Consider the following 22,117-nt stretch of genomic DNA (forward strand, 5'->3'; position numbering starts at 1 on the left):
CCTGACTGAGCGCTTAATCTGGCGGTGGCAGCAGGCTTTGTGCGCCAGTTGCCATGGGGAGGAACTGCAAATATGAGCCGCAAGGTTCTGTTGATCGAGGATGAGCCGAACATAGCTGAGGCAATCCGATTTCTGCTGACCCGCGAAGGGTGGCAGGTTGAAACACATGCCGATGGGGCAGACGCCGTTCAGGTGATCCGGGCAGCGAACCCGGACCTTGTGATTCTGGACGTCATGCTGCCCGGGAAAAGTGGCATGGATATTCTGCGCGACTTGCGAGACCTGGACGACATGCAAAGCCTGCCGATCCTGATGCTGACCGCGCGCGGACAATCCAGGGATCGGGAAATGGCCGAGAATGCGGGTGTCAGCCGCTTCATGACCAAACCCTTTTCCAATGCAGAGGTGCTGACTGCGGTGCGGGATCTGCACGCGCAGGCATCCCGATTATGAGCCCCCCGGAAGAGACAGACCCCAAGCCAAAAGGCACGCGCCCCTCGCTGTTTCTGGGACGCCAAAGCTATCGCCGCCGCAGGCTGACCGACGCGGCGCGGTTGTTGCCTTTCATGGGGGCCGCGTTGCTGGCGATTCCGTTGCTGTGGCCTGACCGGGCGTCTGGGGATCAGGCGGTGCCGTTGTCCTCGGCGATGTTCTACATCTTCATCTGCTGGGGGTTTCTGATCGCCGTTGGCCTGATCTTTGGCCTGACCGCCCGTCGTCTGGGCATGCGCGGCGACTTTGACGCGGACGCCGAGTGATGGCGACGCTCAACATCCTGATTCTGGTCAGTTTGGGCTATGTGGTGCTGTTGTTCGGCGTTGCCTTTGCCGCCGACAGAATGGCTGCGGCAGGGAAGGGGAAGTGGCTACGCTCACCTCTGATCTACACACTGTCTCTGTCGATCTACTGCACCGCCTGGACGTTTTATGGTGCGGTCGGCAACGCAGCCCGATCCGGGTTGGAATATGTGACGATCTATCTGGGCCCGACGCTGGTGATGGTCAGCTGGTGGTGGGGATTGCGTAAACTGGTCCGCGTCGGGCGCAGCCAGCGGGTGACATCCATCGCGGACCTTTTGTCGTCGCGCTACGGCAAATCCAATACGCTGGCGGTCTGCGTCACCATTCTGGCCGTTCTGGGCGGCACGCCCTATATCGCCCTGCAGCTTCAGTCGATCACGCTGTCCTTTTCGATCTTTGTCGAGGCTGATCCCTCGGGCCTCTATCGTGGCGGGTCGAACGTGTTCTGGGTTGCCGCCGGGCTGGCCGTCTTTGCCATTCTGTTTGGCACCCGAAATCTGGATGCGAATGAGCGCCACCATGGCGTGGTCATGGCGATTGCGGTTGAATCCGTGGTCAAGCTGTTTGCCCTGATTGCGGTTGGCGTCTTCGTTGTCTGGGGCATTGCTGGCGGCATCGGTCCGATGATGGACAAGATTGATGCGTCCGAGATTGGCCAGTGGCATGTGGATGCCGGGCGCTGGACCACCTTCATCTTTCTGTCTGCCGCCGCCTTCGTCTGCCTGCCACGGATGTTTCAGGTCATGGTCGTGGAAAACGACGACGAAGGCCACCTGAGAACCGCCGCCTGGGCCTTTCCGCTGTATCTGCTGTTGATGAGCTTGTTTGTCGTGCCCATCGCTGTCGTCGGGCTGGACCTGTTGCCGCCCGGATCAAACCCGGATTTGTTTGTTCTGACGGTGCCGCTGTCTCAGGGCAATGACTGGCTGGCCATGTTGTCCTTTATCGGCGGGTTTTCCTCGGCCACATCGATGGTGATCGTGACGGCCATGGCCTTGTCGACGATGGTGTCGAACCATGTGGTCATGCCGATCTGGCTGAATACCCATGAAAGCGCGGGCTCGGTTTCAGGCGATGTGCGCAACATCGTTTTGATGGCGCGGCGCGTATCCATCGCGGTGATCATGGCGCTGGGGTATTTCTACTACAGCCTGTCCGGGGGTGGCGCGGCGCTGGCCTCGATCGGGTTGATCGCCTTCGCCGGTATCTCACAAATTCTGCCCGCTCTGGTCGGTGGTCTGTTCTGGCGGGGGGCGACGCGGACGGGCGCTTTGGTCGGGCTGTCGGTCGGGTTTGTGCTGTGGATTTACACGCTGCTTCTGCCCGGGATGGGCGGGGCTTGGATGCCGCAGTCGGTGTTGGACAACGGGCCGTTCGGGATCAGCTGGCTGCGCCCGCAGGCGATGTTCGGCATCGAAGGAATGGACCCGATGGTCCACACCGTGATGTGGTCCATGTCCCTGAACACAATCGCCTTCTGCGTTGCCTCGCTGCTCAGCTTTCCCAGCCCGTTGGAACGCCTGCAAGGCGCGCAGTTCGTCAACGTCTTTGACCATTCCGTCGCCCCGCGCGGGTGGACCGGATCGGTGGCGCAAAGCGAAGACCTGATGATCATGACCCAGCGGATTCTGGGCACAGGTCCCGCGCAGGAGTTCTTTCTGGCCGAAGCAGAACAACAAGGGGCCCGTTCGCACATGCCCGAACCGACGCCGGGCTTTCTGAACCGGCTTGAGCGCGAGCTCAGCGGTTCCGTCGGGGCGGCGACGGCCCATGCGATGATTGGCCAGATCGTCGGTGGCGCGTCGGTGTCGGTCGAGGATCTGCTGGCTGTGGCCGACGAATCCGCTCAGTTGCTTGAATATTCCAGCCAGTTGGAAATGAAGTCGGCCGAGCTGAGCCGTACCGCCCGTCAACTGCGTGAAGCGAACACAAAGCTGACGCTGGTGTCTGAACAGAAGGACAGCTTCCTCAGCCAGGTCAGCCATGAATTGCGTACGCCGATGACGTCGATCCGGGCGTTTTCCGAGATCATGCGCGACACCGAGGGGCTGAGCGCCGAAGAGCAAACGCGCTATGCGGCGATCATTCATGACGAAGCGCTGCGGCTCACCCGGTTGTTGGACGACCTGCTGGATCTGAGCGTTCTGGAAAACGGGCAGGTCAATCTGAACATGGGCGAGGGGACTTTGCGCTCGATCCTGGATCGCGCTGTGTCCAGTGCGTTGGCTGGATCGAACAAGGACCTGACCGTGCGTCGCAGCCGGGCGTCCGAACGCTTTGCACTGCATACGGATCTGGACCGGCTGCGGCAGGTGTTTATCAACCTGATCTCGAACGCGCAAAAATACTGCGATGCGGACGAGCCTGTTCTGACCATCTCGGCCCATGATGTCGGTGGGCGCCTGGTGATTGATTTCATCGACAACGGCGGCGGCATCCCCGCCGAGGCGCAATCGCTGGTGTTCGAGAAATTCGCCCGTGTCGGCGCCGACAAGGCCGGGGGCGCAGGGCTGGGTCTGGCAATCTGCCGCGAGATCATGCAGCGACTGGGGGGCGAGATCACCTATCTGCCGGGGCAGGGCGGGGCCGCGTTCCGTGTCAACCTGCCGCTGGCCTATCAGCAGGCGGCGCAATAAGGACCGTCTAAAGAACTTCGTAACACTCGGCGGGTTACACCAATGGTCAGGGACACGACAAATTGGTGAACTTTGGGCATGGCACAGACTGTGAACGCGGCATTGGCGCGCAAGCTTTCGGTGGGACGAGAGGATTTGAAGAACCGGCCCCGCTCGATTCTGCGGGCCTTGCGTCTGGGTTTTGCGCGGGCCGCAGCGGATCGGCTGAACCTGCCCTTGGCAGTTATCGGGGCCAAACAGTCCAACCAGCCCGCTACCGATCTGGTTGCGGATGTGGGCGACGATTGGTTGCTGTTGTTCTTCCGGGGTCCTGACGGGGTTGCCGCAGCTTGTCTGGACCCGAACACTGTGTCGGCAATTGTGCAGACCCAGACGATTGGACAGCTCACCCCCACACCGCCCGAGGCGCGCGCCTTCACCAACACCGATGCGGCAATGGTCGCACCTTTGGTGGAAGAGGCTTTGGTCAAGGCTGCAGAACTGGCCGAGATGGCAGAGGAAGAGGTCGACCTGACCGGTTACGAGTACATGGCCCGCGCCGGGGATTTGCGGTCGCTTTGCCTGACACTGGTGGAAGAGGTCTATTGCGGTTTCGAACTGACAATCGATCTGGCCGGAGGGGTCCGGCAGGGCCATATCGCATTCCTGTTGCCCCAACGCCCCTGCGACGTCGAAGAGGATGCCGGAGCGCAACCGGATGCGGGGGCACGCCTTGAGCAATCCTCGGGCGTTGTGCGGGCCGAGTTGAACGCCGTGCTGTGCCGTATGAATGTGCCGCTGTCCGATTTGTCAGCGCTGGGGATTGGCGACGTTTTACCCTTGGAACGGGCCCGTCTTGATCGCACCGAGGTTCTGGCGATCGATCGCACGCGGGCTGCAGTGGGGCGACTTGGGCAAAGTGGCGGTCTGCGGGCCGTTCGCATCAATGAACACGCAGCTTTGCCCGCCCTGTCCGATATTGAAGCACAAGACTTCATCGCAAGCCGCGCCGGAACGCCGAACCGGGACGCTGACGCAGTGGATGTCACCCCATACCCCAATGTCGCCGAAATTCCCGACCCGCTGGACACCGATCTATCATTTGCGGATTCAGATCAGATGGTCGCGGAAATCTCGCAACTGGCGGGCCTGACCGGCCCGGATGATGGCGTAGATCCGATGTGACCGAAGGGCCGCAACATCACTCTGCGTTGTTGCGAATTTGATCCAGGGCTGGGCGCAGGTTTTCCAGCTGATAGCCCGCGTTGGTTGTCGCGGAGAGAATCTCATCCGTGCTCATCCGGTCGCACTGCCCAAGCGCCCAGACGACCGAGCAGCGTGTACCGGACGCGCAATAAGCCAGCACCGGTCCGCTGCAGGTCTCGGCCATGTCGCGCTGACGCGACACGTTTTCAGGTGTCATGGTCTGATGGGTCAGTTCCAGAACTTCATATTCCAGACCCGCTGCACGCACGGCTTCGCCGATTGCATCCGACTGCATGTCAGCCGGAACTTCGGCATTCGGACGGTTGCAGATCACCTTGACGAAACCGGCTTCGGCGATGGCCGGTACATCCTCGACCGTGATCTGGGGTGAGACGGCGTAGCGGGGGGTAATAGGTCGAATCTCCATGCCAATTCCTTAGGCCGCGTTTGCAGCCCTGTCTAGCTGTGGCCCCACGTGAGGGGCGAGGAACATTCCCGTGATCATGGCCAGCAGAAACACCACCCCGCCGCTGCCGCCAAAGCTGAGCGAGGCCAGCGCCGGACCGGGGCACAGTCCCACCATGCCCCATCCCATCCCGAACAAGATCGAGCCCACAATTAACCGCCGGTCAAACTCGGCGCGCGTCGGGGCCGGAAACTCGCCGCCGGCTATGGGATGCCGTCCGGTCGTCAGACGCCATGCAAGGATCATTGGCAGGATCGCACCACCCATCACAAAGGCAAGGGTCGGGTCCCAATCCCCGAAAACGTCCAGCCAGCCTTGCACTTTAGTCGTATCGGTCATGCCAGAGATCAGAAGACCAATGCCAAACAGGGACCCGGCAAGTGCTGCGATCAATACCCGCATCATGCGATCCCCAGAATATGCCGCAGGCCCAGCACGGTCAGCCCGCCTGCTGCGATATAAATCAACGTGGCCACGATCCCACGCATTGAAAACCGGGAAATGCCACACACGCCATGCCCCGAGGTGCAGCCGTTGGCAATGCGCGTACCGACACCCACCAACAGCCCCGCTGCAATCACCAGCACCAGATTGCCGGTCAAATGCGTTTCGGCCCCCGGTGCGATCCATGGCCGCAGCAGCAAGGGCATCCCGATCACCCCGGCGAGGAAAGCCAAACGCTCGACCGCTTCGTTGCGCGCACTACCATCGACCAGTCCACCCAAAATGCCGCTGGCCCCCATGATGCGGCCATTGCCCAACAGGTATACCGCGCCGCCAAGGCCAATCAGCACGCCGCCGATCAAGCCCATCACCCAAGCCGTCGTCATGTTCGATTGATCCCTTTGTTAAAGCTTATTGATCGGCAGCTTCAGCATCACATCGCCCTGTTCATCTGCCGGCGGCATCTGACCCGCGCGCATGTTGACCTGCAAAGACGGCAGGATCAGGCGCGGCATTGCCAAAGTCGCGTCGCGCGCATCCCGCATTTCGACAAACTCTTCGATGCTGCGCCCCTGGCCAATGTGGATGTTCAGCGCCTTCTGCTCACCCACCGTGGTTTCCCAGGCATATTCATCGCGCCCGGGGGCTTTGTAATCGTGTCCGACGTAAACGCGAGTGTCATCGGGCAAGGACAGGATCTTCTGGATTGACGCATATAGCGTAGATGAAGAACCGCCCGGAAAATCGCATCGCGCGGTGCCGAAATCGGGCATGAACAGCGTATCCCCGACAAAAGCCGCATCCCCGATCACATAGGTCAAACAGGCGGGCGTATGACCCGGCGTGTGCAGAACGTCCCCACGCATCTGCCCGATGTGAAAGCTGTCGCCTTCCGCAAACAGGGCGTCAAACTGGCTGCCATCCCGTTGAAATTCGGTCCCTTCGTTGAAAACTTTGCCGAACGTGTCCTGCACGGTCACGATCTGGTCGCCAATACCGATCTTTCCGCCAAGCTTATCCTGCAAGTAGGGGGCCGCCGAAAGATGGTCGGCATGCACATGGCTTTCCAGGATCCATTCGGTCCTGAGCCCCTGGGACCGGACGTAGTCGATAATCTCATCCGCTGATTTGGTCGTGGTACGACCGGAGGCGTGGTCAAAATCCAGAACACTGTCGATGATGGCACAAGCCCCTCCGTCGGGTTCATTCACCACATAGGACACCGTGAAGGTCTGATCGTCAAAAAACGCTTTCACATTTGGGGTCATGGGGTCCTCCGCTCCTGTCCATACCTCATATATTGACGATGGAATATGTTTCAATATCCGATTTGGTTTTTGATGTCCGTCAAGGCAGGTTTGATTAATTTGGCTTAAACTTTAACCGTACCGCGCCGGATTGCCGAAAATGACGGACTCTCCGGCGGGTTTCCGCACAGTATCAGAGTAATCTGTTCCGGTCTTAATCCCGTTACCTATATCGGAGATACTGGCACCACTGGGGAGGAGCGATATGGAACCGAAATCCATCTATTCCGAAGTCGAGAAGCTTGAACAAAAGCTGGAAAACGCGTGCCTGGATACGCGTCTGGCTCTGCAACCAAGTGTCAGCAAGATTGTCGATCATATGCGCCGACAGGGCATGCATGTTCCATCCCGCCTGCGTCGGTTGGATTCCGCGTTGTGCGAAGATGCAATGGAAGCGCGGTTCGACAATATGCCGATCTAGCGCCGGGCGGTCATCCGAAGGAGATCCCGAGGATGACCAGCATCAAGCCAATCACGGACAGAAACAGGGACCCCAGGTTCCATGGCAGAACGCCCTGAACCACGGCACGCAATTCATCATCCGACAATCCGGCCTTGCGCGCCTTCATCACGCGCAGAATGCACCAGACCAGTCCGGCAAGCCCGGCCAGTGACAGGGCGGCCCCGCCCCAGGTGATGACTTCAAACATGGCGCCCCAAAAAGTTGCTGCGAATTGAACCTGCGCTTACTGGATCGCACCGGCACAGACAAGCCCGGTGACGGATTGGGTGCTTGCGACCTGCGCGGACCCGATGTATCCGCGAGGTAACTGCATCCAATTCAAGCCTTAGGGAAAGACGTCGATGGAAGATATGACCGAAGATCAGGCCACCGCAAATTACCGCGTAACCGCTGGCGAATTGCGCCAGTTTATCGAGCGGTTCGAGCGTCTGGATGCCGAAAAGAAGGACATCGCCGAACAGCAGAAAGAAGTGATGGCCGAGGCCAAGGCCCGTGGCTATGACACCAAGGTCATGCGCAAAGTGATCGCGCTGCGCAAGCGCGACAAAGACGACATCGCCGAAGAAGAAGCGGTTCTGGAGATGTATAAGGAAGCGCTGGGGATGTAACCCGGCCTAGACGTCCAGAACCCGAATGTTTGGCAGGGTTCGGATTTTCGCCATATCCTGCGCGTAAAGTTCTGAAAACGCGCTGACGATATCTGCGTTCCAGCCCGGCAGATCCAGTTCCTCTTCGATCTGGTCGGGCTGCGCATAGTCTTCAAACAAGGCGATCAACTCATCGCGCGAGGCAAGCCTGGCCCCCGATTGTTCCTGTTGGATCAGCGGCAGAAGCTGGTGTTTGCCTTGCTCGGTCAACAAAGAGGCCAGCAGCGTATGCTCGCCCTTTATCGCAACGTCATTCCCCAAACCGGCCATGGCACGCACGATGTCGCCCCAGATCAGGGGTGTGTCCTCGTTTTCCCACAGCGTGATCTTCACGTTGGGCGCCAGGTCGCTCAGGTCTTCGATCATGCTGACCCAGCTCAGGCAGCTCAGGTCCGTGGTGTCCAGAATTGACCGCGCGCGGTCAGGGTCCATTGCCGTCAGAATCTTCGGAATGAACGATCCCGGGTTCATCAGCCCGGCAAAAACCTCGACCTCTGCCCCTTCCAGAACCTCTTGCGAGTATGCAATGCGCCGTCCGGCAAACGGATACATCTGGCCATGTTGCAAGGCAGTCTTGATCGGGCCAAAGAATTTCTCGCCGGACACGATCAAACGCCCGAAACCCGAGGTATCTGGCAGAAGCGCCCGCAACTGATCCCGGGTGTCGGCGAGAGGCAGGTTTTTCAGGATCGAATCCGACATAATCCTTTCAAAATGCCGACACTTGCGCGGCCCCAGCGGAAAAGCCCCGGTCTGAGTGATGACGCCTTTGTTGGCGACCAGCGAGTCCAGCAATTGCCCTTCATCCGTGAAGGCGACCCCAGCGTGAATGACTACCTGCATATTTTCCTTGCGCCCAAAGGTTTTGCCAAGCGTTCCTCGACCTGCATCACATAGAACGAAGCCCGCCGCTTCGATAGGTTGAGTTTCACACAATCGCAGAAATTTCGGCAATCCCCAACCGAATGCTGAAATTCCGACTTGCAGTCCTGTTCCGAAGGCAGTAATCGGCAGCCAGTGCCCCTATAGCTCAGCTGGTAGAGCAACTGATTTGTAATCAGTAGGTCCGCGGTTCGAGTCCGTGTGGGGGCACCACTTAAGCCATTAAAATATTTACGTAATCCTAGAAAGTATGCGTTGGGATTTTTCTAGGTATCGGCTTTAGGTATTCAAAACCCGTCATGGTGCCGTGTTGGACCGACTAACCATCGGTCGAATCCTACCTAATACCTAATTCTTTCGTTTACATCCCAAAACGCACGCCGCCTACTATTTAAGTAACATTATCAGATGGTTGCGCGATGTCTGTACTCAAGACCTATAGCCTCACGCCGGAAGCCGCCGAACTCATCGACCTGCTTTCAGAAGAAAGGAGCATCAGCAAATCGCAACTCATTCGATCACTCGTGGAGAAGGAGATTCCAATGGCCGCGAAGCAAACTCAGATCGCCAAGGCCGACGATATCGTGGCCAAATTCTTTTCGGGCATTCCAACGACGCCGGATACTTCATGGCTCACAGCCAGAAACGCTGCCGGGGAACTGCTGGAAAAACCGAACCGCTCACTCTCATCCAAACACGCGACCGCCGTTTGGCAAAAGAGCAGCAAGCGCGCGAAGACGCCATCGACCGGGCCGACGAACTGCTTACTCGGTTCAGCCCAGAAATGCTTGCGGCGAAATACGATGCTGAGACCAACCGAGAGGCCCGCAGAGCCGCTGTACAGTTCGATCTAGACATGGCCGAGGGCGTAATAGCCTACGCCGAAAGAACCGCTGAGAGGCTTTCTGAGGCGGTGGCGGAAGACCGCCAATCAGACGCCTTACGTCCGGCTGATAAGCGCATCGCGGATTGGGAGGCTTCTATGTTGGCCAAGATCGGTGAAGCCGACCGCAAGATGGCTGAAATCGACGCCGCGCATGAGGTCGCGAGCTTGAAAGCCTTTGATCCTTTGGCCGAAATGGAAGGGCTACTTCAAATCAAGAGTCATCCCATTGGGTCGAAATGTGTTTAAGCTAGATTAGGCTTATTATGTGCTTGAGTTTTGCGTCTATGATTGAAGTGACAGAGATGTTTCGGTGATTAATTCCTTGATAAGTGCAGTATGCGGCTGCAGATTAACGAAATAGGTATCAAAGAGAGAACCCAAAATGTTTTTTCGAGTGATAGTTTTTGCACTTTTAGTTGCTAGTCCTGCCAGCGCTCAAAATATTGATTTGAACCTGCCCGAAGCCAGGCTGTTCTGCCATGAAGCTCTGACGATTTCTAACTCAAGGTTGGACGGTCAACGCGCGCAGGCTCAGGCCTGTTTAGACGCTTGTAGACAGCGACTTTACGTTCCAGACCCACAGAGCGTGGCTTGGGCATTTTGCGTAACACTGCGGGACCTAAATAGAAGAGCGAACAGGCCGGGTTGGTTCAGTTTCCAGTGACATGCTGACGACTTGGCACATACTAGATAGCTTCAGTTATCTGTTGTTTGGAATTCTCTCCTCGCTCACGGCGTCGGTGATAGTGTTTTTGGCGTACTCAATGGTTCCACGCTTAACCGCCGACGACGACTATAAAGCGCAAATAAAGTCTGAAGTCCTAGAAGGGTTTTTGATTTCTATTCCGCTTTCTTACCTTGCATGGATCGTAGGGTACATGACCGGATTTAGTCGGACGGGGGCAATTTCAGACGTAGTACCGGCAGTTCTAACCTTCTTTGGCGCTTCGGCGGCCATTCTTTCGCTCAAATTTTCAAAGGTCGTCCAAACCTCAATGGTAATTATTAGTTTCTCTACCTGCTTGTTTATTGGAGCAACGTTGGGATCAAAGCTCCTAGCGATGGAACATGAACATGACAAACGGCTTCATCTCGAATTTTTGAAGGAGCAGGCGGATGTGGAAGCAGTAATCAAGAAGTATCGGCAAGATCTTAATTTGGATTGGCCGCCTACGTATGGACTGCCAACTGGTACAAATTCCAAATAGTGGCAATAATTTCGTTTGGTAAAATGCGATTGCTTTTGATCCTCAAAGCTTGAAGCAAAATCTTGTGCATTAGTTCAGGAGTGCCCGCCGCCTAGCTTTAGGCGACGAGGCAGGGGACACGCATACGCAGTCCCTATGGCTTTTCAGCGGTTATCCCGGAGCTATTTTCCACCGCTGTCATGCCATAATTGATGCCTGTGCCTTGATGTGCTGGATAACCTTGATACGGTCGGTCCAAAGCATAGGGACACCCCGGTGGCGGTTAAATCGGCTGGTTACAATCCCTTTGGGATAACCCATGCGTTCAACCTCACGCGTGTAATGTTCAATCGCTTCTTCAGAAGCGATTTCGCGATAAGTCCAAGTGCCGCCAGTGGGTTTTGACCGACTACGTGACGTGATATCCTTGACATTCACGTCACCAACCATGTTCGGCACAATACCCTGTGATCCTAAGTACAGACAAAGGATGGCGTCCTCTCCAAGCGGGAACTGGGAAATATCCGGCATTGGAGGCAGGTCCTTTAACCGGAAATAGCTGGTTTCGTAATAGATCCGTGTCCCCAGAGGACGAACGCCGCGATATACACCGCCTGACCACATAGTAGCTTTCATCAGAAAGCCCCAAGGACCAGCCTTTTCCAGTTCATTTAAGCGCGACTTGAAGTGTTCAATGTCGAAGGACTTTTCACACTTGAAAAGCTGGCTTTCTACGCCATCGAACTTAAGCGTTTGTAGGTTGGTGTCGTCGTCCAACATCAAGACGCCATCATGCCCAAACTGTTCCAAAATCCACTGCCGTGTATCCCCGATGTGCTGGATTCCAGCTGGCAAAATGGCGACGTGCTGGGACGGCAGATCGTAGTTGGCAGCGTCTTCTGGGCGAAGGACCACCAAAGGGTCCAACTCCTTGATCTGCTCATACACACATTCCGGGTTCTTGATAAACTCCGGTCGCTTGTAGGACGGAATAGCGATACGCATCACTTACCTCCCGTCTTCTGGGAGCGAGCAAGAGCTTCTTGGCCGACTGCGGCTTGGAGCTGCATTAGTTCAGCGTCACTCAGGATCGCAAGTTCGTAGCTGATAAGGTTGATGACCTTCGATGCGAAAGTCAGTTTGGGGCGGTCCGAACGGACCATTCTTACTGAGTTTGCCATGCTATTTTTCCTTCAGCATTAGCGCGCACGGATTCCGTGCGAGGGATTCAGAATGTGTCGTGAAGGTTCGGGAGGCACGGCAGACCCAGGGCCCGTAGTTTCTTAACCGCTTTTCGCAAGCCAGTTGACTTCCCGAGGCGTAGTCGGGTCTGGACAGGGACTTAATCACTAGCAGGATCATTTATCGGCAGTCAAGCCCCGGGGAACATCGGGGATTTTCGATAGCCAACAGTCAACAGGCTTCGTGTAGGTGAGCCTTCGAAGGCCAGTAGGGATGTATAAATTATTCAACATTTACTGCGGGTTAGAGATAAATTAGGGTTAACATACTCAACCTAAGATTGCAAGAAGGGTAAGTTAATGAGTGACTATTCTCCACGGATTTCTTTGGAAGTTGGTGCATTGGATCCATTCATTGCGTCACTTACCGAAGATCAGCAACGAGTGCTCAAAATTCAGCTATCACAAAGACTGTTTGGGCAAAACCGAACAGCGGCTGCAAGCGAAGTAGAGGCTGGAGAAAACGGCATGGTTAAAACAATGCTAGATACCGTTGCAAAGCTAGGAACCAAAAGCTAACCGACTGTTGTGCCGCTCGTCAGCGCCGGTGGGTCGTTGGTGGTTGTGGACGCGGCCCTACTCTGCCTGAAGGCCGAGCATCGACCTTTTAGCCTTAATATGCTACAAGGTGGTCATTCTATCAGCAATGTTTTGGATCAGGCATGCGCGCGGCAATTATTTTATTCTTACTTTTTTCATCTCAAGCGATGGCGCTAGATTGTGGGCCTCTTGAACCATCCGCGGACGATAGGGTTTCCGTTGAGTTTCAAGGCAAGATCGACGGCGAGGTGAGCGGTTTGATATCTAGCTTGGGAGGTGTCAATGCTGGAATCGACGGGGCTTATAAAGAGATAACTCGAGCCCCTGATCTTTCCACTCTGTCCAGAGGCGAGCAGCTCTACATATGGGAAAAGCTAATTTTTTTGAAGTGTGAACTTTTGAACGAATCTCGCCTTTCGGATTCGGAAAAAAGTCGTGAATTTGATAAGTTGCTCGAACAAATGACAATTGGTCCGGCTTACGAGGATTCCAAGCTAGAGTGCGAGTTTCCCTATAATCATCTTGCTGACTTGTACCCTGGGGATGGGAAAGACCATAGCCTCCCGGAAGGTAGCAAACGGGTAGGTTTTTCTAAAGTTGGCGGAAAATCAGAATGTGATCTGGAGTGCTTGGTTCAAAGGGGCCAGTATGGAATGGCAATATCCATGTCTGCGAATTCGTTTAGAAGTTCCTCAAAGCAATTTGGTCCATACTCTCAGAAGACATATTTCCAAGCAGATAGATTTGCCTTTGTTCTACGATCTTTACTTAGCTCAGATGGAAAGGACATACAGTATGTACGAGGCTTTTCTCCAGCGGCAGAATTGAACGACCTGATGAAAAAATATGGTGCCGAAATTGGGAAATTCAATTGCATCTCAAGCGTGGAGCCAACATAGGGAGAAGCGATGTGCTCTGTCTCTGGTCCGTGCCCGTGGCACCAACGGCCGATGTCGTGAAGAAAGTTATCCACCAGGTGTAGTCATACAAGACTGACGTCAATGATCTAATTCTGGAACACGAATGCGCACCGCTATCGCTCTTTATTTTTTATTCACATCTCAAGCTATTGCGCTTGATTGCAATCCCCTTGAGCCTTCAGCCGATGACACAGTGTCACGTGAATTCCAAGGAATGATTGACGGTAAGGTCGACAGTTCGATGACACGCCTTGGTGGCGTTAACGCGAAAATCGATGGTTCGTTTAAAGAGATTATTCGTGCTCCCGATTTGTCTAATATGTCTCGAGGAGAACAGCTTTATATTTGGGAGAAACTTATTTTTCTGAAATGCGAGATTCTCCGTAATTCTCAGCTTTCAGACTCTGAAAAAAATAAAGAGTTTAACGAATTATTTGAAAAAATGCTGATTGGCCCAAATCAAACAGCAGAGGCGTCGAACTCTCAACTTGAAGCTTATAATGAAAGGGTGCGCCTGCTGGCAGATTCGATTGTCTTTGGTAGCTCTGCAAGCCAGAGCAGGATTGCGAGACAACGGTCGCCAGGTTCGCTAAATATTCAAAAGGAAGAATGCAAGAGAATTGGACGTCAAGTCCAAAAAATTGCAGAACCGATCCCAAGCATATCGGATGATCTAGAACCTGCTGCCTTTGAGCAAGTGTATAAGGAAGTTCTCAATGAGCAGTTCTACAAAAGTTCAACTCTGCTTTCTCTGCGATCCGAGGCATTGAAGTTAAAGTGCTACAACTAAATTGGTAGTTCCCAAAAAGCCGACGCAACTCTAAGCAAAATGCAAAACCTTTCTTGACGGAGAACACAAAGGCATAAACCTTGTAAGTGAAATTAGCTAACTCAAATGCCCGTTCTCTTCTTATCAAATCATAAGTGAAACGTGTTATGCTTTGGGTTCGTGGATCAGGCGGTAAGGATCTTTTGCGCTGTTCGAAAGGCACAGGTCCAACGTTGCCTACTGTCGCAAATGCAGGCATGAGCGCAGCTGCAACTAAAGCACGCTTCGTCCGCTCCGCGGTCTTTGCCCGCGTTTACAGCCAACGTGCGCCGTTGGGTGAAGTCGCCCTAGAGGTTGAGCCTGTTTTTGGGTCCTGACCCTAGCACGACACGTTCGTATTCGTATCGACCGGGCCGGGCGTTTAAATTAACCGACTACTGTAGCCCCTGTACGCCCACAGCGGCCCCGGTATAGCCGCCAACACCTTACCGACGCCCTGTGGCGCTTACAGCGTCCCTCAGCTATCTACTTTGAGCCTGCCGCCGCCCCCAAATACAACCGCTTCCACCGCCCGAACATTGTCCGGGTCAGCCGCCGCCTCAATCATTCCTACCTTGACCTCATGGAGTACCTCGGCCCGTCGTTCACCGAGTTCAATCCCGTCAACTACCCGTCCATCAATCAACGCCGAAATCACTGAGTCATCGCCGCAATAACCAAGCAGTCTATTGGTCACAGATTGAGCAGACGCCCGCAAGTCTTCAACGGTTACCTCGGTATAGACCTCCTGCGTCACACCGGACATAGCATGGACCATCAACTGCTTTCGTTGGGGTTCGAACATCGCAAACGATGCCTCGGAGCTAAACGTCCTGCGCAATCCGTGAATATTACACTGCCCACCGATTTTCTTCATCAGCCTATCCAAGACCGACCTCGGTTCAGCTAGATACCCAGCCTTACCCGAGCTAGGAAACATCCAACCATTTACAGCCTTATCAGTGCGTCGGTCCAAAATAGCAGCGACTTCCTTGGAGACCGGTATGGATACTTCACCTGTTTTCCCTTTCAGTCGACCCTCAGCAAAAGTCAGTATCTGCCCATCGCTGTCCCACTCGGAAACCTTCATGGCGCAAGCTGACTGCCTTCTTAATCCAGTAAGCAGCATCACGGCCACCGCATCCCGACCAACGACGAAATCATCCCTTACCAGCACCCTCCAGAAATCACCGAGTTTCGCTGACTCAATACGGTCTTTCTTCACTGGGGTCTTGCGAACAGCCTTGACCTTGGCCAAATTCCCAACTGGGTTCGGTGGTATGCCGTGTCGCTCGCCTTCGAGTATCCCAACATAATTCCACATCGCGGAAAGCCCACGCAATACTGCGTTCGCTGTGGCAACACCTGGCGCTGTAGAACGAACCGACGGGCCGTGTTTTCGTGCTTTGACCTCTTGGATGATCCTGCGGTATTCGACCTCAATCCGCCCAGCATCGATATCGGCCAATCTCACATCCAGTAGGTCGGCCATATACTTGCGAACACCATTGCCGTAGCCGTCGCCTTTGCCAGATTCGGCCCGAGCGATCATATCCCGCAATGTCGCTATCCGTCCTTCTTCGGCAGCAGCAACCTCCTTGGGGTCTATGCCTTGGGCCATCATGCCAAGGATTTCCCGACCCTTGGCCAAAGCATCAGCCAACCCGATAAGATCAGTCCTGCCAATGGTAATCCGCCTGGGTCGCTTTCGGGTCCCAACCTTGACGGACCCTTTGGCAACGTACACCGAGCCTTTCTTTCCGACCCGGACACCGAAACCACCCATGTCCGGGTGCCAAAAGTCTTCTTGGATCTTACCGTCTGGCAGCACCAACCCATCGATTTCTCGCTGGGTCACCTGCCCGCGACAATTTCTAGGTATACTAGCCATCGGCAGGCCCTCCGCGTTCTATGGCTTTCAACATGTCGCTGACGACATAGCGGGGGGCTTGTTTGTGTGGACGGGGATTCACCCAATTCAAATCAAACGGTCCAATAACGCGATCAATAGAGCCATCGTTGCAAACAAAAACGACCACCAAATCATCGACTTCAAGGCGGGATTTTTCAGTAATCGCTACATATGTCCCGCTGTCTGGATGCGCGCCAGATACCTTTGCCTTAACTGACAGCCGTCGTCCATTTAGGAATCCGTCGTACCCCTTCGCGCCCTTCGGTGCCTTTTCCATGCCAAGAGCTTCCTCGGCATATACTTCACCTACTGCACCCATTACCGAGTTGTCGTAGTCTCCGCATTCGCACAGCAGGCGATAGGCGAGTTGGACTTTTTCGAGCCGGGATAACCCGCTCAAATCAACCATATTCGTTACTCCATTCTAGGTATTCAAATCCCGCCGGAAGACCTTGAAACGCGTCCCTAGATTAGTCTAGGTATCCAAAATAGGTCAACTCGGCGTTTTACGTATTAGTAGGTTATACCGGCTTTAAACCGTTGAAGTAAAGTGATTTAATGCTCAAATGTCTTGAAGGTGGGTACCTAGTATACGTCTATATTACTAATTTGTAATCAGTAGGTCCGCGGTTCGAGTCCGTGTGGGGGCACCACTATCACGCCTCAGAACCATTTACCTGATTTCAATGGGCTGCCATCCCTAAAAATCGGGGTAAATTGCAGACAGTTTTGATATTCAAAAGTGATTATAGTGTGAACAACAAGCCGCTTCATCCGCACGATTAACACCGCAGTCAGGTCTGCCGCACGAGTTTGCGGAAAACTGTGCCACTAACCCTCTTGATAAAGGTCGGTCGCCTCGCAACGCCGTCCAAATTTTGCAGCTTTGAGCACAGTTGATTTGTTAGTACGGTGCTACCACAGACGCAGTCATTCAGTGTGTTAAGCGATGAAAATCAACGCTCTACTTGTTTCCGCGCTGCTGGTGAGCAGCGGGATTGCCATATGGGGGATTATTGACCCTCAAGGGCTGGGGTCCGTCTCGGTCAGCATCGTGGCGGTGCAGTTCGAAAGCCGAGGTTGGTTTATCATGCTTGAAGCCAGCGCGCTTTTGTTGCTGGCGATCTACCTTGCATTCTCCAGGTTCGGCTCGATCAGAATTGGCCCTGAAGGATCCGAGCCCGAGTTTTCCACGCCCGCGTGGATTGCGATGCTCTTTGCGGCGGGTATGGGGGTGGGGTTGCTGTTTTTTGGCGCATCCGAGCCGCTGACGCATTTCTCGGTTATTCGCGCGTTCAGCCCGGATTCTCAAGCGGCAAGTCAGGCTATCTTTGTCACCTATCTGAACTGGGGTTTTCACGCCTGGGCGATATACGGGGTCGTCGGGTTGATCATTGCCTATTTCGCTTTTCGACGAGAACGCTCTTTGTCGCTCAGCGCGCCAGTTTTGGATGTGTACGGAGACAGGGCCTGGACCCGTGCATTGGCTTGGGTGTTCGATTTTTTGTCGGTTGTCGCCATTGCAGTCGGCTTGGCGGGTTCTTTGGCCATGGGCGTGTTTCAAATCCAGACAGGTTTGGCTGGGGTCCTTGGAATACCCAACTCGTTTTACCTGACAGCGCTCATATTTGTCGTCATGTGCGTTGCCTTCCTCATCCCGCTCAGACGGGATCTGGGCGAGGGGATGTCCAAACTGTCAAATCTGGCGATGAGTATCGCGATCATCCTGTTGGTCTTTCTGTTGGTTGTCGGGCCCACGTCTTTTGCAATGAACACGATCGTTTCAGGGTTTGGGCGGTATGTTTTCAACGTCCTTCCCGCCGGGTTTTCGACAACCGAGTTTTTTGACCAAACCATATCGACCTGGTTCCAGGACTGGACACTGAATTACATGATCTGGTGGCTGGCATGGTCCCCGTTTGTGGGCATCTTCATTGCCAGAATTTCACGCGGGCGAACGATCCGAGAGTTTTTGACCGGCGTCATTATTGCGCCAACGCTGTTTTCAATCTTCTGGTTCGGTGTTTTCGGCGGGATCGGCATTTTCGACGTGCTGCAAGGAAACGGACAGTTGTTGGAGGTCAACGACCAAAGCCTTGATGCGACGACCTTTGCGTTGCTTCAACAGTTTCCCCTGCAATATGTGACGCAGTTGGCGACAATTGCAGCGGCGTTCCTGTTTGTTGTGACCAGCGTTGTCAGCGCAGGCTTTACGCTTGCAATGATTGGAACAGGCGGGGACGAAAACCCGTCGCCCGGCATTCGCACAATCTGGGGCGCGGTGCTTGGGGCCCTTGGTCTGGCCATGATCTTTGTGAACGACGTTTCTCTGGTCCGGTCGATCATCGCGCTTTCAGCCATCGCCTTTGTTTTTATCGTTCCGGTTTTGGTGATTTGCCTTCTCAAGTCTCTGTCAAAGGAGGTTTTGAAATGACTGGCACAATTGTCGATACGGTTCTGAACGTTACCGTTTTTGTGTATATCGGCTTTCTGATCTGGCTGGCGCTTTATCGTGTTTGACTAAGGACGGCAGGCAACACACCTGTCAGGTGTTTGTCGACATCTGCCGTTTCTTTTCCGGCCAGAACTCATCCACCACGACATAGGCAACGATCACAAAAATCGCAGCACTGGCAACTTGCAAAACGCGGGTGATGCTTTTGACGTCGGCCTCATCCGAAAACGGAGAGATTGATCCACCATAGACGATCAGCACCGTTGTCAACGCCGAGCCTGCCGCGGCGGCGAGCGTAGCCTGAGATTTTCCGAGTGCTCCAAGCGTTATGCAGAAGAAAAAGCACAGCAGAATTGGCGTCAGAATAATCGGGGCGATGACGTTGATTTCGTAGCAAAGGATCGACACTGCCGCACCCAGCAGGTTTGCCGTCAGCATTGCCTTGGCCACGGTTTTGCCCGCGGCAGGCATTGCCGCCAGCTGCTGGCTGAGAAGTGCCACAAAGAACAGAACCAGCAACGCCGATGCGCCGGACACAAAGAACGCCAAGGCAAATGGAACCGTGACAAGCGACATTCTGACAATCCGGCGGTGCGGGTCAAAGTCAGTTGGGGGTGCTGCTTTTTTCTCGGCCGCTGTCTGGGGTGCGGCTGGTATCAATACAAACATCAATGTCGAAACGAACCCTGCAAACAGCAGGTTCAGTGGTATCCAGAACACTAGCACCAAAGCCAGATCCTGGGATTGCAGCGCAAGGTTGGGGATCATCAATGCCCCCATCAGGGCGATGACTCCGGGCAGAACACCTGCGCCGGATACCGACCAAATGAACGACAGGATAATCCCGATGGCCACCAGAATGAGGAAAACCACCGGATAGGGCGCGAAGGTCGATGACAAAAGGAAGGAAATGAACATCAACCCAATCGAGAAGACAAACAGCTTCGCGAAGGCCGCCAGTGGCAAAGCGGCTGGGGCCTGAAGAAACAGGGCCGTGAACACGGCCCCGACAACGGCCAGAGGCCACCCCAGAAACAGCCCCAGCGCGAAGACGCCAGTTACACCCAGCGCAAGTCTGTGTACTGCGCGCCGATCCTCAGTACGCATAGGACAGGATCGAAACCGCGCGAATGTAGGCGCGGCCCACCGCGTTCAGCAGAGAACTGTCGCTAAGGTACATGATCACGTCGGCTTGCCCGTTGAGCTGAAAGCGCAGGTCATCCTCGGTGCTTCCGGCCTCGTAACCCGGCAGCACGATACGGACCGGGAAGCGCTCGGGTTCGCGAAGAAACCCCTTGGTGCTTGGGGGGCTGGCCAGTTGACCGGGTGTGTCGCCGCCGCTTAGGGAAACGGCTGCGCTAAAGCTTTCGATGACGCCGGGAACAATTTTGCCGGGATGCATGTCCAGCACCACATCTACAGGCGATCCAACCGACGCCCGACCCAGGTTGTTTTCGGTAAAATACGCCTCGATCCAGACATCCGTCGCATCCAGGAAAGTCAGCAGGTCCTGCCCGGATCGGGCATAAGTTCCGGGTGCGATCAGCAGATTTGAGATCACGCCTGTCGCCGGGGCGCGCAGTTCCGTCCATTCAAGGTTAAGCTCTGCATCCGCCAACGCGGCCAACGCGCGCTGAATCTTCGGGTTTTCAATGCCCTCGTCGCCGAGCCTCTGCTTGGCTTTCTCCAGATCTGCTTTGGCGTTTTCAAAATTCGCCTCGGATTCGGCCAGTTGCCCCCGCGCATCATCTGCTTTCGAAACGGCAATCAGCCCTTTCTTTTCAAGCGCAAAAACGCGTTCTGTCTGGATGCGCATGGTGTCCAGATCACTTTGCGCCCGTGCCAGTTTGGCCTGAGCGGCGCTGACCTCTGCCGACGAAGCGCCAACCTCTTGTGTTGCGGCTTCCAGGTCCGCTTCGGCTTTGTCGCGGTCAATTTCGTATGGTCTGGGGTCGATCCGAACCAGTACATCTCCGGCCGAGACGACCTGACCATTTTCGACCAAAACCTCGATCACCGTTCCGGTGACTTGCGGGACGATCTGGGTTGCAACGGCCTTGACCCTGGCGTTTCCCGTAAATGGCGTTTTTCGATCAGCAACCAGATACCAGACGAGAAGAACCAAAATGACGGCCAGCGTCGTCCATATTGTCTTCCTCATTGCGCCGCTCCGTCCGCGGCGTCATTGCCTTCCGGCGAGGCATCGATCCAAACCTTGAACAGTTCGTAGAAAACGGCAAACAGAACCGGTCCCATGAAGATGCCGATCAATCCATAGGCCATCATGCCGCCGAGAACACCGATCAGGATCACCAGCATTGGCGTTTCGAGACCTTTTGAGATGAAGACGGGCCGCAGGAAGCTGTCCATTACCGTCGTGGGAATGGCCAGAATGGTGAATGCCAGGGCCGCACCACCTGACATCGAACTCCACGCGTAGATGATGACCGGTAACAGAACCAATCCCGGCCCGATCTGGATGATCGAGAGGATCAGGCAAATGAATGCCAGTGTCGCAGCAGAAGAAATCCCGAACAGTGCCAGCAAAATCCAGACAACTACGGCCTGAATGGCAGCAACACCGATGACACCTTTGGTCACATTCCGGATCGTCGCCCCCGCCAGCGTCACGAATTCGCCGCCTCGCGGCGCGAACACCCGGTTGGCAAAGCGCTGAAGACCTTGCACCAATGTCGGTCCGGGGCTGAACAAGCCCCCCATGATCAACACCGAAAGGGCAAGACCCAACAACCCGATTCCGATGCCCAGAACCTTTCCAAACAGCGATTTTGTGATCTCAAGAATCTGCGCCCCGTATTTTGCAAGCGCACCATCCAGATTTCGTTCAAACAACCCCCAGACTTCGGCAATTCTTTCTCCGATCAGGGGCAAGTCCTTGATGCTGTCCGGGGCAGGTGGAATTTCCAATTCACCGCTGTCAGCCTGTTCGGCAAACTCGGACCCAAGTTCAGCAGCCCCCGACACCGCAGTGGCAATCGGCCCCAAGGTCAGCACAAGGCCAAGCAAAACCAGGATCGTTGCGGCAAGCGACTTTCGCCCGCCCAGCTTGGACTGTAGCCAATCGAATACCGGGTAAAGCGCCACACAAAGGATCGTGGCCCAGATCACCACACTTGCCAGCGGGGCGATCATTACCAATGCGCTGTAAAGGAATAACCCGAGAAAGAGCAAACGTATTGCGAGATCGACGATCTTGGCGTCCTGTGTCTTTTCCATTCCATCCCTCCGTTCCTTTGTTAACAATACACTCAAAAAATTTAATATGAATATCTTTTGTGATTTCCGGGATTTGGTCGTAAATTGGACCTTTGCGCCGC

Annotated in this window: 24 protein-coding genes and 1 tRNA gene; 13 read left to right on the plus strand and 12 right to left on the minus strand. The window is 54.9% G+C overall.

What is annotated here, in order from left to right:
- The first annotated feature begins 72 nt into the window (after nucleotides 1–72).
- From ACR0E6_RS01265 to ACR0E6_RS01280, 4 genes are all read left to right on the plus strand, one after another.
- Nucleotides 73–453 (plus strand): response regulator, encoded by a 381-nt coding sequence (locus ACR0E6_RS01265; RefSeq protein ID WP_170454082.1) that lies wholly within the window; start codon nucleotides 73–75, stop codon nucleotides 451–453.
- Complete coding sequence (locus ACR0E6_RS01270) at nucleotides 450–758, plus strand: hypothetical protein (protein ID WP_170454080.1); 309 nt, start codon at nucleotides 450–452, stop codon at nucleotides 756–758. The genes ACR0E6_RS01265 and ACR0E6_RS01270 overlap by 4 nt, the downstream gene beginning before the upstream one ends.
- Nucleotides 758–3,436, plus strand: a complete 2,679-nt coding sequence (locus tag ACR0E6_RS01275) for an ATP-binding protein (RefSeq protein WP_480580404.1) — start codon at nucleotides 758–760, stop codon at nucleotides 3,434–3,436. Before ACR0E6_RS01270 ends, ACR0E6_RS01275 begins: the two co-directional genes overlap by 1 nt.
- 78 nt (nucleotides 3,437–3,514) lie before the next feature.
- Nucleotides 3,515–4,600, plus strand: a complete 1,086-nt coding sequence (locus tag ACR0E6_RS01280) for a FliM/FliN family flagellar motor C-terminal domain-containing protein (RefSeq protein WP_480580407.1) — start codon at nucleotides 3,515–3,517, stop codon at nucleotides 4,598–4,600.
- 16 nt (nucleotides 4,601–4,616) lie between these two features.
- Here the strand turns inward: ACR0E6_RS01280 and ACR0E6_RS01285 are convergent, their stop codons facing one another.
- Genes ACR0E6_RS01285 through ACR0E6_RS01300 form a run of 4 tightly spaced genes read right to left on the minus strand, consistent with a single transcriptional unit; the run spans nucleotide 4,617 to nucleotide 6,799 of the window.
- A complete protein-coding gene (locus tag ACR0E6_RS01285; protein ID WP_480580410.1) occupies nucleotides 4,617–5,048 on the minus strand; it encodes a protein tyrosine phosphatase family protein in 432 nt (143 codons plus the stop codon).
- Between the two features lie 9 nt (nucleotides 5,049–5,057).
- The gene (locus tag ACR0E6_RS01290) at nucleotides 5,058–5,489 is read right to left on the minus strand and encodes a DUF6691 family protein (RefSeq protein ID WP_480582186.1); all 432 of its coding nucleotides are present in this window, start codon (nucleotides 5,487–5,489) and stop codon (nucleotides 5,058–5,060) included.
- Nucleotides 5,489–5,917 carry a YeeE/YedE thiosulfate transporter family protein gene (locus tag ACR0E6_RS01295; RefSeq protein WP_170633019.1) on the minus strand — a complete coding sequence of 143 codons (429 nt, stop codon included), beginning with the start codon at nucleotides 5,915–5,917 and terminating at the stop codon, nucleotides 5,489–5,491. Before ACR0E6_RS01295 ends, ACR0E6_RS01290 begins: the two co-directional genes overlap by 1 nt.
- Before the next feature lie 18 nt (nucleotides 5,918–5,935).
- Entirely contained in the window at nucleotides 5,936–6,799 is an 864-nt protein-coding gene (locus ACR0E6_RS01300; RefSeq protein WP_480580414.1) for an MBL fold metallo-hydrolase, read from the minus strand.
- Between the two features lie 244 nt (nucleotides 6,800–7,043).
- Here ACR0E6_RS01300 and ACR0E6_RS01305 point away from each other — a divergent pair, with 244 nt between their 5' ends.
- Entirely contained in the window at nucleotides 7,044–7,259 is a 216-nt protein-coding gene (locus ACR0E6_RS01305; RefSeq protein ID WP_170454068.1) for a hypothetical protein, read from the plus strand.
- A 10-nt stretch (nucleotides 7,260–7,269) separates the two neighbouring features.
- On the opposite strand, the gene ACR0E6_RS01310 is transcribed toward ACR0E6_RS01305, so the two are convergent.
- Nucleotides 7,270–7,488, minus strand: coding sequence for a hypothetical protein (locus ACR0E6_RS01310; RefSeq protein ID WP_170454066.1), 219 nt, complete (start codon nucleotides 7,486–7,488; stop codon nucleotides 7,270–7,272).
- A gap of 154 nt (nucleotides 7,489–7,642) precedes the next feature.
- Between ACR0E6_RS01310 and ACR0E6_RS01315 the strand changes: the two genes are divergently transcribed.
- Nucleotides 7,643–7,909: a DUF2312 domain-containing protein gene (locus tag ACR0E6_RS01315; protein ID WP_170454064.1), complete on the plus strand. Its 267-nt coding sequence runs from the start codon at nucleotides 7,643–7,645 to the stop codon at nucleotides 7,907–7,909.
- Nucleotides 7,910–7,915: 6 nt separating this feature from the next.
- On the opposite strand, the gene ACR0E6_RS01320 is transcribed toward ACR0E6_RS01315, so the two are convergent.
- Nucleotides 7,916–8,791, minus strand: coding sequence for a hypothetical protein (locus tag ACR0E6_RS01320; RefSeq protein ID WP_480580419.1), 876 nt, complete (start codon nucleotides 8,789–8,791; stop codon nucleotides 7,916–7,918).
- A gap of 176 nt (nucleotides 8,792–8,967) precedes the next feature.
- On the opposite strand from ACR0E6_RS01320, the gene ACR0E6_RS01325 reads away from it, so the two are divergent.
- From ACR0E6_RS01325 to ACR0E6_RS01335, 3 genes are all read left to right on the plus strand, one after another.
- Nucleotides 8,968–9,043 (plus strand) — tRNA-Thr (locus tag ACR0E6_RS01325).
- Between the two features lie 415 nt (nucleotides 9,044–9,458).
- The gene (locus ACR0E6_RS01330) at nucleotides 9,459–9,962 is read left to right on the plus strand and encodes a hypothetical protein (RefSeq protein WP_480580422.1); all 504 of its coding nucleotides are present in this window, start codon (nucleotides 9,459–9,461) and stop codon (nucleotides 9,960–9,962) included.
- A gap of 518 nt (nucleotides 9,963–10,480) precedes the next feature.
- Complete coding sequence (locus ACR0E6_RS01335; protein ID WP_480580425.1) at nucleotides 10,481–10,924, plus strand: hypothetical protein; 444 nt, start codon at nucleotides 10,481–10,483, stop codon at nucleotides 10,922–10,924.
- Between the two features lie 177 nt (nucleotides 10,925–11,101).
- On the opposite strand, the gene ACR0E6_RS01340 is transcribed toward ACR0E6_RS01335, so the two are convergent.
- Nucleotides 11,102–11,908: a hypothetical protein gene (locus ACR0E6_RS01340; protein WP_480580428.1), complete on the minus strand. Its 807-nt coding sequence runs from the start codon at nucleotides 11,906–11,908 to the stop codon at nucleotides 11,102–11,104.
- Between the two features lie 536 nt (nucleotides 11,909–12,444).
- Here ACR0E6_RS01340 and ACR0E6_RS01345 point away from each other — a divergent pair.
- The 3 genes from ACR0E6_RS01345 (at nucleotide 12,445) to ACR0E6_RS01355 (ending at nucleotide 14,394) form a co-directional block, all read left to right on the plus strand.
- Entirely contained in the window at nucleotides 12,445–12,663 is a 219-nt protein-coding gene (locus ACR0E6_RS01345; RefSeq protein ID WP_480580431.1) for a hypothetical protein, read from the plus strand.
- Between the two features lie 143 nt (nucleotides 12,664–12,806).
- Entirely contained in the window at nucleotides 12,807–13,583 is a 777-nt protein-coding gene (locus tag ACR0E6_RS01350) for a hypothetical protein (protein WP_480580434.1), read from the plus strand.
- 124 nt (nucleotides 13,584–13,707) lie between these two features.
- Nucleotides 13,708–14,394 carry a hypothetical protein gene (locus ACR0E6_RS01355; protein WP_480580436.1) on the plus strand — a complete coding sequence of 229 codons (687 nt, stop codon included), beginning with the start codon at nucleotides 13,708–13,710 and terminating at the stop codon, nucleotides 14,392–14,394.
- 496 nt (nucleotides 14,395–14,890) lie between these two features.
- Here ACR0E6_RS01355 and ACR0E6_RS01360 read toward each other — a convergent pair whose 3' ends face one another.
- Together ACR0E6_RS01360 and ACR0E6_RS01365 are read right to left on the minus strand one after the other, a co-directional pair.
- Nucleotides 14,891–16,303: a tyrosine-type recombinase/integrase gene (locus tag ACR0E6_RS01360; RefSeq protein ID WP_480580438.1), complete on the minus strand. Its 1,413-nt coding sequence runs from the start codon at nucleotides 16,301–16,303 to the stop codon at nucleotides 14,891–14,893.
- Nucleotides 16,296–16,733, minus strand: a complete 438-nt coding sequence (locus ACR0E6_RS01365) for a hypothetical protein (RefSeq protein ID WP_480580440.1) — start codon at nucleotides 16,731–16,733, stop codon at nucleotides 16,296–16,298. The genes ACR0E6_RS01360 and ACR0E6_RS01365 overlap by 8 nt, the downstream gene beginning before the upstream one ends.
- Nucleotides 16,734–17,273: 540 nt before the next feature.
- On the opposite strand from ACR0E6_RS01365, the gene ACR0E6_RS01370 reads away from it, so the two are divergent.
- Entirely contained in the window at nucleotides 17,274–18,758 is a 1,485-nt protein-coding gene (locus tag ACR0E6_RS01370) for a BCCT family transporter (RefSeq protein WP_480580442.1), read from the plus strand.
- Nucleotides 18,759–18,869: 111 nt separating this feature from the next.
- Here ACR0E6_RS01370 and ACR0E6_RS01375 read toward each other — a convergent pair whose 3' ends face one another.
- The 3 genes from ACR0E6_RS01375 to ACR0E6_RS01385 are packed head-to-tail and all read right to left on the minus strand — an operon-like array spanning nucleotide 18,870 to nucleotide 22,016.
- Entirely contained in the window at nucleotides 18,870–19,886 is a 1,017-nt protein-coding gene (locus ACR0E6_RS01375) for a DUF2955 domain-containing protein (RefSeq protein ID WP_480580444.1), read from the minus strand.
- Entirely contained in the window at nucleotides 19,876–20,940 is a 1,065-nt protein-coding gene (locus ACR0E6_RS01380) for an HlyD family secretion protein (RefSeq protein WP_480580446.1), read from the minus strand. The genes ACR0E6_RS01375 and ACR0E6_RS01380 overlap by 11 nt, the downstream gene beginning before the upstream one ends.
- Nucleotides 20,937–22,016 carry an AI-2E family transporter gene (locus ACR0E6_RS01385; RefSeq protein ID WP_480580448.1) on the minus strand — a complete coding sequence of 360 codons (1,080 nt, stop codon included), beginning with the start codon at nucleotides 22,014–22,016 and terminating at the stop codon, nucleotides 20,937–20,939. Before ACR0E6_RS01385 ends, ACR0E6_RS01380 begins: the two co-directional genes overlap by 4 nt.
- Nucleotides 22,017–22,117: the final 101 nt, after the last annotated feature.

Source organism: Ruegeria sp. AP12 (assembly GCF_056540025.1).